Source organism: Patulibacter sp., from assembly GCF_030655195.1.
In the GTDB taxonomy this organism is placed as follows: domain Bacteria; phylum Actinomycetota; class Thermoleophilia; order Solirubrobacterales; family Solirubrobacteraceae; genus Patulibacter.
The window spans coordinates 1-15,631 of record NZ_JAURWA010000193.1 but is presented as its reverse complement, the minus strand read 5'-3'; the positions used below and the strand labels follow the sequence as shown (position 1 = coordinate 15,631).

The window sequence follows — 15,631 nt, the reverse complement described above, 5'->3', positions numbered from 1 at the left end:
TGTTCCAGCGCGTGGGCGATGGAGTCGGGGTCGCGCACGTCGGCGGCGAAGCCCTGCGCGGTGATGCCCTCGGAGGAGAGGTCGGCGGCGAGGCCGTCGGCGCGCTCCTGGCTGCGGGAGATCAGGGCCACCGACAGGCCCTCCTTGCCGAAGCGGCGGGCGACGGCCGCTCCGAGTCCGCGTCCGGCACCGATGATCGCGATCGTTGTCATGTCCTACCGTTGCCCACGCAACCGGATCCGCACACGTCCGGCGCGTCAGGGGCGGACGGCGTCGCCGTCCCGAATCCGGCTACCCCCGCAGCAGCTCCAGGAGCGCGTCGCCGTGCTTGGTCAGGAACGACTGGCCGATGCCCTTGATGGCGAGCAGCTCGTCCGGGGTCGACGGCTGCCGACGGACGACCTCGCGCAGCGTCGCGTCCGTGGCGACGGTGTAGGCCGGCTTGCCGTCCGCGCGCTCGCGCCGCCAGGCCTTCAGCGGGGCCAGCTCGTCGTCGGAGACCGGACGGCCCTCCTCCTCGGCCGGGGCGGAGGACCCGCGCGAGCGGCCGGCCTTCACCTGGATCGGCGGCAGCCAGTCGACCGGGTCGTGCACGTCGCAGCACCGGCCGAGCGGTGCGCCGTCCTCGGGGTCGCCGAAGTGGTCGAGCAGCTGCCGGCGACGGCAGACGTGGTTGTCACCCGACGCGTATTTCTCGATCGAGCGGTACGCCTGCCAGCGGCGATCCTTCGCCTCGCGGCACATCTGCGCGACGCGCCCGTGGTCCAGACCGCCGGGCAGCACCTTCACCCGCAGTCGCCCGCCCGGGCCGGGCTCGAGCTCCACCGCACCGGCGCGCTCGGCGATCGCCAGGGCGATCCGGTCGCTGTCCTGACCGGGGTCGGCGTCGACCTCGCCGTCGGCGCCCGCCCGCGCGCGCAGCCGTCCGACGAGCCCGCCGACCTGCTCGACCGTGACCTCGGCCTCCTGGATGAAGCGGACGAGGCGCCCGAGGTCCGAGCGCGACGCCAGCAGCACCGCGCGGCCCAGCGCGCCGTCGCGGCCCGCGCGGCCGGCCTCCTGGTAGTAGGCCTCGAGCGACCCGGGCAGCGCCCAGTGCCAGACCGAGCGGACGTCGGCCTTGTCGACGCCCATGCCGAACGCGTTGGTCGCGACGACGACGTCGACGGTCCCGCGCATGAACGCATCCTGCCGCTCGGCGCGCGCGTCGGCGGACATGCCTGCGTGGTACCCGACGGTCGTCACCCCCGAGGCGGCCAGCAGGTCGGCGACCTCCTCGGTGCTCTTGCGCGTGCCGCAGTAGACGACCGCCGGGCGGTTGGCGGGGTCCGACACGCCCGCGACGAGCGTCGCCCGCTTCCGCGCGACCGAGCCCTGGCCCTCGAACGGCAGCACGTCGAACGAGAGGTTGGGTCGGTCGAACCCCGAGCGCACCCGGGTGGCGGTGCGCAGCGCCAGGCGGGAGACGATCTCGTCGGCGACCTTGGGCGTGGCCGTCGCGGTGCACGCCATCACGGGCGGGTGGCCGAGCTCGCCGATGACGGCGGAGAGCCGCAGGTAGTCGGGCCGGAAGTCGTGGCCCCACTCGCTGACGCAGTGGGCCTCGTCGACGACGAACAGGGCGATCGCCCGGGTGCGCAATGCGGTGCGGAAGACCCCCGACGCGAAGCGCTCCGGGGCCGCGAAGCAGACCTTGGCCGTCCCGTCGCGGATCTCGTCCAGCGCCCGGCGGTTGCTCGCGCCGTCGCCGCCCGAGGCCAGCATGACCGCGGGGTGGCCCAGGTCGGTCAGGCGCGCGCACTGGTCGCGCATGAGGGCGATCAGCGGCGAGACGACGACGGTCAGGTCGTCGCCGGCCAGCGCGGGCAGCTGGTAGCAGAGGCTCTTGCCGCCGCCGGTCGGCATGACCACGAGCGAGTCGCGCCCCTCGAGCGCGGCCTGCACGGCCTCGCGCTGCCCCGGCCGGAACGTCTCCAGGCCGAGCAGGTGCAGCAGCGACTCGGGCGAGACGTCGTCCAGGGGGCGGCGCTCGGGGGCCGGGCCGGAGGGGGCGGCGGGGGCGCCGCCCCCGAAGGACGGGCCCGCGTCGTAGGAGTCGCCGCCGCCGTAGGAGCCGCCCGAGGACGCGGGCGGGCCGTCGTCGAAGGCCTCCGCGTACTCGGCGGGATCGGGGACGTAGGCGCCGGCCTCGCCGTAGTCGGCGTCCTCCCCGGCGAACGACACCCCGGCGAACGGATCGTCGTCCCCCGCCGGGTCGCCCGCGGCCGACGACGTTCCGCCGTCGGCACCGAAGGAGTCGAGGTACGCGAGGTAGGCGGCGTCCTCGTCGGCGGGCGGGACCGTGTGGGTGGTGGGCTCGGTCGGCGGGGCCGAGGGAGACTCGGGCGCGCGGGGCGTCTCGGGCGCCGGGATCGGAGCGGGCGCCTGGGTCGGGGCGGGCGCCTGGGTCGGGGCGGGCGCTGATGCGGCTTCGGACGGCGCCGCCGCCTCGGGCGATGCCTCCGGCTCCGGGTCCGCCGTCGGCGCGAGGTCGAACAGCGAGGGGCGGGCCTCCGCCTCGGCGGCGGCGATGCGGTCCGCGGCGAGCTTGGCAAGCGGGGTCAGCGCCGTGCGCTCCTCGGGGGCCAGCGCCTTCCACCGCTTCCGCACGTCGTCGAGGAGCCTCTGGGCTCCGGCCGCGCCGGGATCGGCGAGGACCGCGGCGAGCTGGGTGAGCGCGTCGTGCACCCCAGGACCGTAGCCCGCTCGAAGGCCGGACCCCGTCGTGCGCGCCTTCTGTGACCGGCTCGGTCGTCTCTCGTGTCAGCATCTCGCTCGACGACCGCCTCACGGATCGAACCGCGAGAGCTCCGGAGGCCCCCAACGCAACGGACTCGCCCCCGGCAGCCGGACGGTCCGCTCGACCCGGACGTCGACCACGCGCTGCGCGCCGGGATGGGCCGCGGCCCGCTCCGGCGACCAGTCGATCGCCGCCGTGCCGGAGACGAACAGCAGGTCCCCCGTGCGCCAGTCCGGGAACAGCAGCCCCACGTGGGGGTCGGAGGCCAGGTTGCCGAGGGTCATGAAGAGCGCGTTGCCCGTGTAGTCGGGGAAGCTCAGCGTCCGGTCGTCGTGGACCGTGACGAATCCCGGCCGACCGCCGCGGTGCGACGCGTCGGCGCCGGTGTCCGCATGGGTGGAGGCCACGAAGAACGCGTCGGCGGAGGCGACCTGCGCGCGATCCTCCCCGGTCAGGGCGTGGCCCATCGCCGGAGCGCCCGACCCGGTCCGGTCGGGGTGCACGCCCACCACCGAGCGTCGTGAGATGTACTTCGGGCAGTTCGCGTAGACCTCCTCGGTGCCGACGATCAGTCCGGGGACGGCCGGTCCCGCCGCCCCGGACCGGTCGACGCCCGCCACCCCGGCCCTCGCCACCCGGGCGCGCGTGCGGCCGTTCACCCGCATCCTCCGCCGCGTCGCGGGTTCGATCGCCAGCAGGCCGACGGGGGTGCCGGTCCGCCCCAGCACCGTCGCGAGCGGGTCCCCGGGAGACGGCGACGCGTCGACCTCCACCGTCCGCTCGTCCGCAGCCCGGGCGAACCCGGGAGCGCCGGTGAGCAGGCTGCACCACACGGCGCCGTCGTCGTCCCGGGCCGCGACGACGATCATCGGCTGCCCGGCGAGGAAGGCGGCCGCGGGGGCCGGGATCTCCCGCGTGATGCCCCGGGCGACCCGGGCGGCCATGTCGGACTCCCCGGCCCGGACCTGGACGGCGCGCTCGCCGGCGTGTGGGACGAACGCCATGCTCAGAAGAAGCCGCAGGTGGGAGCGGAGGCGTCCGGCGCCAGCCGCTCGTCGGCGCCGACGGGCGCGTAGATCTCGAGCCGGATCCCGTCGGGGTCCTCGAAGAAGATGCCACCGGAGCTCGTGCCCTCGCCGTGCGGGACGACCCCGTCGTGCAGGAGCGTCGCGCCCGTCGCGCGGACCCGACTCTCGGCGGCGTGGACCGCGGCGACGTCCGCGACCTCGAACGCGAGGTGATGCAGGCCGGGGCGATCCGTCGGGAACCGGCCGTCGCTCTGCTGCCAGAGCGTGAGGACGACCTGCCCGCCCTCGCCGAGGAACGCGAAGCGGCGCTCCGGCGACGGCGACTCCTGCACGCACTCGAAGCCGAAGACCGCCTCGTAGAAGCCGCGCGAGCGGTCCAGGTCGGTCACGTTGAGGCCGACGTGGCCCGGGGTGAACGTGCTCATGGGCCCATCCTAGGCACGGTGGCCTAACCTGTCAAAACTGTTTTAAAGGTTAGCCGCCACGGCCCTGATGGCGTACCCTGCAGGGCCGTGCAGGATCCGCGCCCCCTCTCCGACGAGCCGCTCCCGATCGACCTCGTGAACACGGAGCTGTGGGCGGAGGGCGAGCGCGTGGACCTGATCGCGGATACCCGAGGACTGCAGACGTGGCTCGCGGCGATCGGCCGACCGGAGTGTCCCGTGACCCCGGCCGCCCTGGCCCGGCTGCACGACGCGAGGTCGGCGATCCGTGCGGTGCTGGAGGACGACGGGGACGCCGCGGCGCGCCGCAGGCTGAACGCGGTCCTGGACCGTGGCCGCCGCCGCGAGGCGTTGGGCGAGGACGGGCCGACGAGCGTCGTCGAGGTGCGCCTGGAGGAGGATCGGCTGCCGTGGGAGGCCGCCGGCGCGCTCCTCCGGCTGCTGCGGACCGACCGGGACCGTCTGCGCCCGTGCGGCGGACACGGCTGCGTGCTCTGGTTCCACGACGCTTCGCGCTCGGGTCGCCGTCAGTGGTGCTCGATGGCCACGTGCGGCAACCGGGCGAAGGCGCGTCGCCATCACGCTCGCGGCCGGGACCGGACGGAGACGGAGGACCTGGCAGCGGGGCCGGAGGACCCGCCCACGGGGTCGGGCAGGGCGGGCTCGGGGTAGGCCGAACGGTGCCGCGGCGCCCTCAGCCGAGCATCGGCGACGGCGGGATGCGCGGCTCGCCGGTGACCGCAGGGATCAGGAACGCGGTCTGGTCGACGAAGCAGAAGGACCAGTCCTCGCCCGGCTCGACCGAGCGCATGATCGGGTGCTCCGTGCCGGTGGCGTGGGCGGTCGCGTGCCTCCCGGGCGAGTCGTCGCAGCAGCCGACGTGACCGCACTCCAGGCAGATCCGCAGGTGCAGCCAGACGCCGCCGGCGGCGAGGCAGTCCTCGCACCCGGCGATCTCCTCGGGCAGCTCCGTGATCAGGACGTGGTCGAGGTGGGTGCAGGCGGGCATGGTGGCTCCGGGGCGGGGCGGACGGGCCCGGCACGCGGTTGACGCGCGCCGGCCGGGAACGGACCGCCCGAGGATCCCACGGCGGCGGGTCGAGGGCCAGGGGTCGGGGCCGGGGCGGCGGCGTGCGTTCCGGAATCGCGTCGTCCTGGTGCACGCTCCCGGCAACGCGGGGGTGGCGGGCGCCGTCGGCCGGCCGGTGCCGGGTCGCGTTCCGGAATCGCGTCGCCGTGGTGCACGATGCGGGCGACGCGGCGGTGGCGGGCGCCGTCGGCCGGCCGGTGCCGGGTCGCGTTCCGAAATCGCGTCGCCGTGGTGCACGATCCAGGCGACGCGGCGGTGGCGGGCGGGGTCTGGCACCCGCGCCGGCATCAGGTACCGGAAAGGCGTCCTACAGGTGCGCGAATCCGGTACCCGGCGCCCCGTGCCGCCGTCGGTCACCCGCACCCGCCTCGTGTTCCAAGAACACGATCTCCTGGCACACGAATCGGGAACGCGACGGCCCACGGCGCCGCCGGCCACCCGTGCCCGCCTCGTGTTCCAAGAAACGATCTCCAGGCACACGGAACGGGAACGCGACGGCCCACGGCGGCGCCGATCACCCGTGCCCGCCTCGTGTTCCAAGAACACGATCTCCAGGCACACGAAACGGGAACGCGACGGCCCACGGCGGCGCCGGTCACCCACGCCCGCCCCGTGTTCCAAGAACACGATCTCCTGGCACACGAATCGGGAACGCGACGGCCGGCGGCGCCGTCGGCCACCCGCGCCCGCCCCGTGTTCCAAGAAGACGATCTCCAGGCACACGAAACGGGAACACGACCGCCCGCGGCGGCGCCCGCCACCCCGCACCCGCCCGGCGCGGCATCACCGCCCGCCACCTGCGTCGACCGGCCCCCAGCCCGACCCGGCGCCACCGTCGGCGCGACCCGCCCGGCCCGACCCGCGGCCCCGCGCCGCCCCTCAGTCCCCGTGCGGCAGCGCCAGCCGGACCGTGAACGTCGTACCCGTCGGCGGGTCCACCGAGGTGTCGACCGCCAGGGAGCCGCCGTGGCGATCGGCGACGATGCGGCGGACGGTGGCCAGGCCCAGGCCCGTGCCCTCGCCGACCTCCTTCGTGGTGAAGAAGGCGTCGAAGATGCGGTCGCGCACGTCGGGCGGGATGCCCGGGCCGTCGTCGGTGATCTCGACGACCGCGCAGGACTCCTCGCGGCGGGTGCGGATCGTGATCGTGCCGATGATGCCGCCGGCCTCGGCGGTCGCGGCGGCGGTGGCGAACGCGGCGCGCAGGCCCGAGGTCGGCGTCACCGGGCGGCCGGTGGGACCGCGCTCGGGGATCACCGGCGGGGCCGCGGTGCCCGCCGCCTTCTGGACGGCGTGGTGCTCGACGAGCGCCTGGATCGCGTTGTGCAGCAGGTTCGTCCAGACCTGGTTCATCTCCGATCCGTGGATCGTGAGCTTCGGCAGCGACCGGTCGTAGTCGCGGACGACCGCGATCCCCTTGCCCTTCAGCTTGTGCGCGAGGACGGCGAGCGTCGTCTCGAGTCCCTCGTGCAGATCGACCTCGACGAGGTCCCCGCGGTCGAGGTACGCGTACGACTTCACGGACCCGACGAGCGAGCTCATGCGCCGCGTGGACTCCTGCAGCTCGACGACCAGGCCGCGGGCCGACAGCGTCGCCGCGACCCACTTGAGCGCCGGGCCCGTGGCGGACGGGCCGGCCAGCTCGGCGAGGCGCCCCACCCACTCCGCGTCGACACCGGCGGACGCGAGCTCCTCCGCCAGCACCCACGGCTCGGGGACGCCCAGGTCCTCCAGCGCGTCCTGCAGCTCGTCCTCGGCGTCGGCGGCGTCGAGGCCGTCCAGCGCGGTGCGCCCCTCGGCCGCGGCGGCGACCTCGCGCTGCAGGGCGACGAGCTGCGCCGCCTGTTCGCGCTCGACGCCGGACTCGACGAACGCCCCGAAGGCGCCCGTGATGACCTCGAGCGTGTCGGCCAGCTGCGCGGCGGTGCTCTGCGCGGCAGCGGCCGGGTTGTTCAGCTCGTGGGCGAGGCCGGCGGCCATCGTGCCCAGCGACGCGAGGCGCTCGCGGTCCTGCTCCATCGCGGTGATCCGGCTCATCACCGGCGCGACCTGCTGCATCACGCGGCGGTGGACGGCCGGGAACGCGAATGCGAGCTTGCGGAACTTCTCGCCGTGGATCATCGCGATCCGGCACGACTCCTCCGCGACCATCCGCACGCCGACCGGCGCGTCGGACAGCACGGCGATCGCGCCCATCCAGGTCGGGGCGCGCTGGCGGCCCACCGGCTCGGTGCGGTCGCCCTCCAGCCGGTAGGACTGGGCGCTGCCGCGCAGGAGCAGCTGCACGCCGATCGGCACGCCGTCGGGCTCGGCGAGCCGCTCGCCCTTCGGCGCCTCGCGCACCTTCGCGACGGCGAGGAACCGTCCGAGCTCCTCGTCGTCGAGGTCGTCGAACAGGTCGATCGAGCGCAGCTCCTCGAGCGTCACCGGGGCGACCGGCCCGTCCGTCGCCCCCGGCAGCGTCCACTTCGGCGCGCTGAGGTCGGGGTGCGACCGCGACCCGTCCTCGCAGATGCGGCCGTCGGGCCCGACCGTCCCCGGCGCGGCCGTCCCCGCGCCACCGTCGACCGCCGCCTCCGCGACGACCCGCCCGCCGTACGCCGACCACTGCTCCGTCATGCCGCTCACCCCTCCACGAGGTACTGGTGGACCAACGAGACCGACATCGATCCCTCGCCGACGGCGCTGGCCACCCGCTTGATCGACCGGGCGCGCACGTCGCCGGCCACGAAGACGCCGGGGACCGTGGTCTCCAGCAGGTACGGATCGCGGGCCAGGGACCAGTCGGCCGCCTGCGCGTCGGAGCCGGCGAGGATGAAGCCCCGCTCGTCCCGTGCGACGACGCCGTCGAGCCAGTCCGTGCGCGGCTGCGCGCCGATGAAGATGAAGCACGCGTCGACGTCCATCGTCTCCTCGGCGACGGTGCCGTCCTCGCCCTTCGTCGCCACGGTGATCGTCGACAGGTGCTCGTCGACCCCCGCTGCAGAGACCGGCGCGGTGTTCGTCCGCACCTCGACGTTGGGGAGCTCCGCGAGCTGGGCGATCAGGTAGTGCGACATCGACCGCTCCAGGTCGGGGCCGCGCACGAGCATCGTGACCTGCCTGGCGTAGCCCGAGAAGTAGACCGCGGCCTGCCCGGCGGAGTTCGCGCCGCCGATGACGACGACGTGCTGGTCCGAGCACGCGCGCGCCTCGGTCAGCGCGGCGCCGTAGTAGACGCCCGCGCCCGTCAGCTCCTGGAACCCCGGGGCCTCGAGCTGCCGGTACGACACGCCCGAGGCGACGACCACGCAGGTCGCCGACAGCGTCGCCCCGCTGCCCAGCTCGACGAAGCGCCCGGCGCCCTCGACCCGCAGCGACACGGCGTCGGAGACGGTCAGGAGCTCGGCGCCCAGCCGGCGGGCCTGGTCGGTGCCGCGCCGCGCGAGGTCGGAGCCCGTGAGCCCCGCGGGGAAGCCGAGGTAGTTCTCGATCCGCGAGCTCTGGCCCGCCTGGCCGCCCGGCGCCTCGCGCTCGACGAGGATCGTCTTCAGGCCCTCCGACGCGCCGTAGACCGCGGCGGCCAGACCGGCCGGGCCGCCGCCGATGATCACCAGGTCGTAGTGCTCCTGGGTCGGGGTGCTCGACACGCCCAGGCGCTCGGCGAGCTCGAGGATCGTCGGGCGCTCGAGCACGCCGCCGTCCTCCAGCAGGGCGACCGGAAGGCAGTCCAGTCCCACTCCGATGACCTCGAGCAGCTCGCGGGCCTCGCCGTCGCGCTCGACGTCGAGCCAGCGCGCGGGGACGCGGTTGCGGGCGAGGAAGTCGCGCAGGTCGTGCGAGGCCTTCGAGAAGCGGTGGCCGATCACGCGCACGCCGCCGGCGGCGAGCGCCGCCCCGGACTCCCACGTCGTCAGCAGGTCCTCGACGACTGGGAACAGCTGCTCCTCCGGCGGGTCCCACGGCTTGAGCAGGTAGTAGTCCAGCGCGACCTCGTTGATCGCCGAGATCGCGGCCTCGGTGTCGGCGTAGGCCGTGAGCAGCACGCGCTTGGCCTCGGGGAAGAGCTTGCGCGCCTCGACGAGGTACTCCGTGCCGGACATCCCCGGCATCCGCTGGTCGGCGACGAGCAGGGCGACCTGGTCGCCGCGGGTGCGCAGCTCCTTCAGCGACGCGAGCGCCTCGGGGCCGGACCCGGCGCGGACGACGCGGAACCGCTCGCCGAAGCCGCGGCGCAGGTCGCGGGAGACGGCGGCCAGGACGGCGGGCTCGTCGTCGACGACGACGATCGCGGGGCGGCGGGGCGGTGATTGCGGGGTGCTCATGCGGTGGGGCCCTGGGGGGATCGGGGGACGGGTGGGGCGGCGGGCGACCGGGTGGCGCCGCCCGGGGCGGACGGGCGACCGGCGAACCGCCGGGGACGACGGGCGACGCTCATCAGCTCGGCCCGAACCGCTCGGTGTGGATGCGGGACGGGTCGTGGCCGCGGTCGACGAGGAGCGCCGCGGCGGTCTCGACGAACCCGGTCGGGCCGCAGACGAAGACGCGCGCGTCGGGGTCGGGCCCCTCGTCGGTGGTGCCCTCGGAGGAGGCGGCGCCGGCCGAGACGTCGAACGCCTCGAGCATCGCCGCGTCGACCCGGCCGGAGAAGCCGTCCCAGTCGGGCGGGGCCATGCGCGTGTAGGTCCAGCGGACCTCGAGCGTCGAGGTGCCCGGCCCGACGGCGAACGGGCCGGAGAGTCCGAGCAGCTCCTTGCGGAACGCGGCCTCGCGGGGCGTGCGGACGGAGTGCAGCAGCCGGGCCGGGATCTCGGAGCCGCGGGCGGCGCGGTGGCGCAGCATCGCCATCAGCGGGACGATCCCGGAGCCTCCGGCCAGCAGGATCAGCGGCCCGCCGTCGTCGACCGACCACGCGAACGGGCCGCCGATCGGGCCGCGCAGCTCGAGCTCGTCGCCGGTCAGGACGTCGTCGGCGAGGAACGGCGAGACCTCGCCGTCGTCGAGCCGGTCGACCGTGATCCGCAGCTCGGGGGCCTCGGGTGCTGACGCGATCGAGTACGAGCGCTGCGCCTGGTAGCCGTCCTCGGCGGTCAGGCGGACGTCGACGTGCTGGCCGGCGCGGTGGCCGGGCCACGCGGGCACGTCGAGGACGAGCGTCGTGGTGCGCGGGGTCTCGCGCTCGGTGGCGATGACGGTCGCCGTCCGCCAGTCGACGCGGGCGCGGCCGCCGGGGCCGACCTCGGGGGCCGGGGCCGGACGGCGCGCCTCACCCGAGCCGGGCTCGCCGGTCGGGACCGGGTTGCCCGTCGGGACCGGGTCGCCGATCGGCGTCGGGTCGCCGGTGGGGGCCGGCCCGCCCGTCGGGATCGGGTCGCCGGTGGGGGCCGGCCCGCCCGTCGGAATCGGGTCGCCGGTGGGGGCCGGATCCCCGGTCGGGATCGGGCCGCCGGTCGGGATGGGCCCGCCCGTCCGGCCGAGGCCGGGCGCGGGCATCCGGTCCTCCGGCGCGGCGGGCTCCCCCGTCGGCACGGGTGCGCCGTCGGGGACGCGCTCGGGGTCGCCGGCGGACTCGGCGGCGTCGCCGAGGTCGTCGGGGACCTCCTGCTCCGCCGGCGTCTGCGGGCCGGGGAGCGGGGTGCTGGGGTCGAGGTCGGGGATCAGTCGCTCCAGTAGCGCTGCTCGCGCCACGGGTCGCCGCGGCGGTGGTACCCGTTCTCCTCCCAGAAGCCGGGCTCCTCGGAGGGGGTGAACGTCAGGCCGCGCACCCACTTGGCGCTCTTCCAGAAGTAGAGGTGCGGCACGAGCAGCCGGGCGGGACCGCCGTGCTCGGGCGGCAGCGGCTGTCCGTCGTAGGTGTGGACGACCCACGCCTTGCCGCCCGTCAGGTCGGCCAGCGGCAGGTTCGTCGTGTAGCCGCCGTAGGCCCGGATCGTCACGAACTCCGAGCGCGGCTCGATGCCGTCCAGGAGCGTGTCGACGGAGACGCCGGTCCACGCCGTGTCGAGCTTCGTCCAGGTCGTGACGCAGTGGATGTCGACGGTGAAGGTCTCCTGCGGCAGCGCCAGCAGGTCCTGCCACGTGAAGACCGCGTCCGTGTCGACCCGTCCGCCGATCTCGAACGTCCAGGTCGCGGTGTCGACCTTGGGCGTCGGGCCCGCGGTAAGGACGGGGAAGCCCCGTTCGTGATGTTGGCCCGGCGGGATGCGCGCGGGGTCGACGTCGGGGCGGCGGCCCCGGAAGCCGCGGGTGATCGGGGACATGGTTCAGGGGCTCCTTGACTCGCCGCCGACCTTAGGGCGGGCGACGCGTTCGGACAACCGTGACATGACGGCGACCGCGGCCCGTCGGGACGGGTGCTCGCGCACGACGCGGTGGCGGCCGACCGATCGATGCAGGAACGTGCCGCCCCACGACACGAACCCGCGTCGGTCGTCCCATCCCGCCGGACCGATGCAGGAACGTGCCGCCCCACGACACGAACCCGCGTCGGTCGTCCCATCCCGCCGGACCGATGCAGGAACGTGCCGCCCCACGACACGAACCCGCGTCGGCCGCGCACCCCGCGGCCCGCCGGCCCACCACGCCGGACACCACCGCCACCGCCGACCCGTCCGCCCGTCACACCGGGCACTCGTGCCCCGCCCTCTAGATTCGACGACGTGCGACTGGACCCCCGACCATCAGCCGATCCGACGCCGCCCGAGCGCACCGCCTGGGCCCGCAACCTGGCCGCTCCCGTGCGCGGGTTCCTGCAGGCCGAGACCGGCGGCGCCGTCGTCCTCGTCCTCGCCGCGGTCGTCGCGCTGATCTGGGCGAACTCGCCGTGGCCGGACTCCTACGAGGACGTCTGGCGGACCGACCTGTCGGTCTCGCTCGGCGACCACGTCCTGCACGCCGACCTGCGCGAATGGGTCAACCAGGGCCTGATGGCGCTGTTCTTCCTCGTCGTCGGGCTCGAGGCCAAGCGCGAGCTCGACCAGGGCGAGCTGCGCGAGCGCACCCGCCTGACCATCCCGGTGATGGCGGCGCTCGGCGGCATGGCCTGCACCGTCGGGATCTACCTCGCCTTCAACGCCGGCGGCGAGGGTGCGGACGGCTGGGGCGCCGCGATGTCGACCGACACCGCGCTGGCGCTGGGAGCGCTCGCGATCGTCACCCCGGCGGCCGCGGTCCGGGTCCGGGTCTTCCTGCTGACGATGGTGGTCGTCGACGACCTCGTCGCGCTCGCGGTGATCGGCGTCTTCTACTCCGAGGATGTCTCGCTGGTCGCCCTCGGCATCGCCGTCCTGCTCTTCGCCGTGCTGATCGCCCTGCGCTACGTGCCGCGCGGCCGCACCCCGCTCGTGATCGGCGTCGGCGTCGGCATGTGGCTGGCGATGTTCCAGTCGGGCGTCGACCCCGTGATCTCCGGCCTGGCGATCGGCCTGGTGACGACGTCCTACCCGCCCAACCGCGACGACCTCGAGCGCGCGACCGAGCTGACGCGCTCCTTCCGCGAGCAGCCGACCGTCGAGCTGGCGACCGCCGCCCAGCGCAAGATCGCCGGCGCGATCTCCCCGAACGAGCGGCTCCAGCACTCGCTGCACCCGTGGACGACCTACGTCATCGTGCCGCTGTTCGCGCTCGCCAACGCCGGCATCGTCATCAGCGGCGACGTGCTCTCCGCGGCGGCGACCTCGTCGATCACGCTCGGCATCTTCCTCGGCTACGTCCTCGGCAAGCCGATCGGCATCGTCGGCGCGTCGTTCCTGGCCAGCCGCAAGGCCCTCGGCGGCAATCGCCCCGCCGTCACCTGGCCGATCCTCACCGGCGCGGGCGCGGCCGCCGGCGTCGGCTTCACGCTGTCGCTGCTGATCGCGACCCTCGCGTTCTCCGACGGTGAGCTCCTGGACCAGGCGAAGATCGGCATCCTCGCGTCGGCGATCGTCTCGCCGTTCACCGCGTGGGCCGCCTTCGCCGTCACGCGACGCCTGCCGGACACGATGCGGGCGCGCCAGCTCGGCAACGTCGCCGAGACGATGATCGACCTCGCCGACGACGTCGACCCGGAACGCGACCACGTCCGTGGCGACCCGGACGCGATCGTCACCGTCGTCGAGTACGCCGACTTCGAGTGCCCGTTCTGCGGCCGCGCCGAGCCGACGATCCGGGAGCTGATGCAGAACGCCGGCGCCGACCACCTGCGCTACGTCTTCCGTCACCTGCCGCTGGCCGACGTCCACCCGCGCGCCCAGCTCGCCGCCGAGGCGTCGGAGGCCGCGGCCGCGCAGGGCATGTTCTGGGAGATGCACGACCGGCTCTACGAGCACCAGGAGGAGCTGACACCCAAGGAGCTCGTCGGCCACGCCGCGGCGCTCGGCCTCGACGTCGACCGGTTCACGACCGACCTCCGGGAGCGCCGCTACCTCAAGCGCATCGAGCGCGACGTCGACAGCGCCGACGAGAGCGGCGTGTCGGGCACCCCGTCGTTCTTCATCAACGGCCGGCGCCACCACGGCGTCTACGACATCGACGCGCTCCGGGCGGCGGTGCGCAGCGCGAAGATGCGCGCGGGCGCGGCCCGGCTGGCGGCGAAGGACTGAGGCACGTCCGGCCGACCGATGCGGATCGGTGACGCCCCGCGACACGCATGCGCATCGCCCCCGTCGATCCGGCCGACCGATGCGGATCGGTGGCGCCCCACGACACGGCCCCGCATCGGCCGCTGTGGCGGCCGCCCGTCACCACGCCCGGCGGTAGAGCTCCTCGATCTGCTCCGCCGTCGGGACGACCGGGTTGCGGTCCGGGCTGCCCGACGCCAGGGCGTCCTGGGCCATCTTCGGCAGCGCGGCGTCGAAGCGCTCGCGGGTGACGCCCGGCAGGTCGCGCAGGCGCGGGACCTCGAGGCGGCGGTTGAGGTCCTCCAGGCCGGCGATCAGGGCGTCTCCGGCGGCCGCGACGGACTCGTCGCCCGCGACGAGCCCCAGCGCCCGCGCCACCTCCGCGTAGCGCTCCGGGGCGCCCTCCAGCGAGAACGCGGTGACCGTCGGCAGCAGCACCGCGTTCGACAGGCCGTGCGGGACGTGGAAGACGGCGCCGAGCGGCCGGCTCATCCCGTGGACCAGGCAGACCGACGCGTTGGCGAACGCCGCCCCGCCCTCGTACGCGGCGCGGGCCATGCCGGCGCGCGCCTCGAGGTCGCCGTCCTCCCAGGCCGCCCGCAGGTGCTCGCCGCAGCGGCGGACGCACGCCAGGGCCAGCGGGTCGGTCTCCTCCGTCGCCTTCGCCGAGACGTACGCCTCGATCCCGTGGGTCAGCGTGTCGACCCCGACGTGGGCGGTCAGGGGCCGCGGCATCGTCGCGCTCAGCTCGACGTCGACGAGGGCGACGGTCGGGCAGAGCCGGTCGTCGAGCAGCATCATCTTCGTGTCCGTCGAGGTGTCCGTGACGACCACGACGCGGGTCGCCTCGGCACCGGTCCCCGCGGTGGTCGGGATCGCGATCACCGGCAGGCCCGCGCCGACGAGCTGCTGGTAGCCCATGTACTGCCGCATCGGGCCGGGGTTGCCCCCGCGCACGGCGATCGTCTTCGCGGCGTCCAGCGCCGAGCCGCCGCCCAGGCCGATGACGACGTCCGCCTCGTGAGCGACCAGCGCGGCGCGCCCCTCGTCGACCGCCGCGTCGGTCGGGTCGGGCTCGACGCCGTCGAAGAGCGCGACCGCCAGGCCGGCCTCCTCGAGCCCGGCGCGGATCTCGGCCGCCACGCCGCTCTGCACCATGAACGCGTCGGTCACCAGGAGCGCCCGTGCCCGCCCGAGCGCGACGGCCTCGGCGCCCGCCCGGTGGCGCGCCCCCGGCTCGATCCAGGTGGTCGCCGGGAGCACGAGGGCCATGGCGCGACGCTACCAGCGGGCCTTCGACGGTCGGACGCCCGGCGAGGATCGCCCCTCCCCCACCTTCGGGACGCCCGTCGACCAGAGGGGGACGGTGTTCACCAACACGCGCGGCCCCCCGTCGAGGGATGGCGCGCGGAGCTCGAGGATGTTGCACTCGTGAGGTGTGTGTCCACCGCCCCGTCCGGGTCGCCTCCGCGATCCTCCTCACCGCCGGTGCGCTGACCGCGAGCGCTCCCGCCGCCTGGGGGCACGACGCCGCGGCCGCCGGCACGCGCTCGGCGTCCCGGTTCACGTCCTCCTCCCCCGTGGCCGGCCCCGGACTCGGCACCGCGGCCGCCCGCGCCCGGGAGACCGAGCTGCGGCGGACCGAGACGCGGGGTCTGGGCGCGGAGCACGCGGCCGAGCACGCCGCCCAGCGGGCCGGCCTGCGCGCCTGG

13 protein-coding genes are annotated in these 15,631 nt (G+C 75.1%); 3 read left to right on the top strand and 10 right to left on the bottom strand.

Going from position 1 to position 15,631, the window contains the following annotated elements; genetic code table 11:
- The 4 genes from Q7T67_RS20555 to Q7T67_RS20540 all read right to left on the bottom strand — a co-directional run.
- Positions 1–212, bottom strand: a 212-nt coding sequence (locus Q7T67_RS20555) for an SDR family NAD(P)-dependent oxidoreductase (protein ID WP_304794440.1), incomplete at its 3' end; no start/stop codon positions are given.
- A gap of 79 nt (positions 213–291) precedes the next feature.
- Entirely contained in the window at positions 292–2,727 is a 2,436-nt protein-coding gene (locus Q7T67_RS20550; RefSeq protein WP_304794437.1) for an ATP-dependent DNA helicase RecQ, read from the bottom strand.
- Positions 2,728–2,826: 99 nt separating this feature from the next.
- Positions 2,827–3,783 carry a pyridoxamine 5'-phosphate oxidase family protein gene (locus Q7T67_RS20545; RefSeq protein ID WP_304794434.1) on the bottom strand — a complete coding sequence of 319 codons (957 nt, stop codon included), beginning with the start codon at positions 3,781–3,783 and terminating at the stop codon, positions 2,827–2,829.
- 2 nt (positions 3,784–3,785) lie between these two features.
- Positions 3,786–4,232, bottom strand: coding sequence for a VOC family protein (locus tag Q7T67_RS20540; RefSeq protein ID WP_304794430.1), 447 nt, complete (start codon positions 4,230–4,232; stop codon positions 3,786–3,788).
- Positions 4,233–4,319: 87 nt separating this feature from the next.
- Here Q7T67_RS20540 and Q7T67_RS20535 point away from each other — a divergent pair, with 87 nt between their 5' ends.
- A complete protein-coding gene (locus Q7T67_RS20535) occupies positions 4,320–4,922 on the top strand; it encodes a CGNR zinc finger domain-containing protein (RefSeq protein WP_304794427.1) in 603 nt (200 codons plus the stop codon).
- Positions 4,923–4,944: 22 nt separating this feature from the next.
- On the opposite strand, the gene Q7T67_RS20530 is transcribed toward Q7T67_RS20535, so the two are convergent.
- The 5 genes from Q7T67_RS20530 to Q7T67_RS20510 all read right to left on the bottom strand — a co-directional run bounded on the left by Q7T67_RS20530 (position 4,945) and on the right by Q7T67_RS20510 (position 11,579).
- Positions 4,945–5,259, bottom strand: coding sequence for a UBP-type zinc finger domain-containing protein (locus tag Q7T67_RS20530; protein WP_304794425.1), 315 nt, complete (start codon positions 5,257–5,259; stop codon positions 4,945–4,947).
- 960 nt (positions 5,260–6,219) lie between these two features.
- Positions 6,220–7,959 carry an ATP-binding protein gene (locus Q7T67_RS20525; RefSeq protein WP_304794442.1) on the bottom strand — a complete coding sequence of 580 codons (1,740 nt, stop codon included), beginning with the start codon at positions 7,957–7,959 and terminating at the stop codon, positions 6,220–6,222.
- Positions 7,960–7,964: 5 nt separating this feature from the next.
- Positions 7,965–9,644 (bottom strand): FAD-dependent oxidoreductase, encoded by a 1,680-nt coding sequence (locus Q7T67_RS20520; protein WP_304794422.1) that lies wholly within the window; start codon positions 9,642–9,644, stop codon positions 7,965–7,967.
- Positions 9,645–9,756: 112 nt separating this feature from the next.
- The gene (locus Q7T67_RS20515) at positions 9,757–11,007 is read right to left on the bottom strand and encodes a ferredoxin reductase (protein ID WP_304794419.1); all 1,251 of its coding nucleotides are present in this window, start codon (positions 11,005–11,007) and stop codon (positions 9,757–9,759) included.
- The gene (locus Q7T67_RS20510) at positions 10,977–11,579 is read right to left on the bottom strand and encodes a sulfite oxidase-like oxidoreductase (protein ID WP_304794416.1); all 603 of its coding nucleotides are present in this window, start codon (positions 11,577–11,579) and stop codon (positions 10,977–10,979) included. The genes Q7T67_RS20515 and Q7T67_RS20510 overlap by 31 nt, the downstream gene beginning before the upstream one ends.
- A 399-nt stretch (positions 11,580–11,978) precedes the next feature.
- Here Q7T67_RS20510 and nhaA point away from each other — a divergent pair, with 399 nt between their 5' ends.
- Positions 11,979–13,901 (top strand): Na+/H+ antiporter NhaA, encoded by a 1,923-nt coding sequence (gene nhaA, locus Q7T67_RS20505; protein WP_304794413.1) that lies wholly within the window; start codon positions 11,979–11,981, stop codon positions 13,899–13,901.
- Positions 13,902–14,039: 138 nt separating this feature from the next.
- Here the strand turns inward: nhaA and Q7T67_RS20500 are convergent, their stop codons facing one another.
- On the bottom strand, positions 14,040–15,191 hold the full coding sequence (locus tag Q7T67_RS20500; protein ID WP_304794410.1) for an iron-containing alcohol dehydrogenase: 1,152 nt from the start codon (positions 15,189–15,191) through the stop codon (positions 14,040–14,042).
- 164 nt (positions 15,192–15,355) lie between these two features.
- Here Q7T67_RS20500 and Q7T67_RS20495 point away from each other — a divergent pair.
- On the top strand, positions 15,356–15,631 hold a 276-nt coding region (locus Q7T67_RS20495), incomplete at its 3' end, for a hypothetical protein (protein ID WP_304794407.1).

Excerpts from the sequence above, each read along its gene's own strand:
- Q7T67_RS20540 (WP_304794430.1), bottom strand. The coding sequence starts at position 4,232 with ATGAGCACGTTCACCCCGGGCCACGTCGGCCTCAACGTGACCGACCTG.
- Q7T67_RS20500 (WP_304794410.1), bottom strand. The coding sequence starts at position 15,191 with ATGGCCCTCGTGCTCCCGGCGACCACCTGGATCGAGCCGGGGGCGCGC.
- Q7T67_RS20520 (WP_304794422.1), bottom strand. The coding sequence starts at position 9,644 with ATGAGCACCCCGCAATCACCGCCCCGCCGCCCCGCGATCGTCGTCGTC.
- Q7T67_RS20525 (WP_304794442.1), bottom strand. The coding sequence starts at position 7,959 with ATGACGGAGCAGTGGTCGGCGTACGGCGGGCGGGTCGTCGCGGAGGCG.
- Q7T67_RS20510 (WP_304794416.1), bottom strand. The coding sequence starts at position 11,579 with ATGTCCCCGATCACCCGCGGCTTCCGGGGCCGCCGCCCCGACGTCGAC.
- Q7T67_RS20530 (WP_304794425.1), bottom strand. The coding sequence starts at position 5,259 with ATGCCCGCCTGCACCCACCTCGACCACGTCCTGATCACGGAGCTGCCC.
- Q7T67_RS20545 (WP_304794434.1), bottom strand. The coding sequence starts at position 3,783 with ATGGCGTTCGTCCCACACGCCGGCGAGCGCGCCGTCCAGGTCCGGGCC.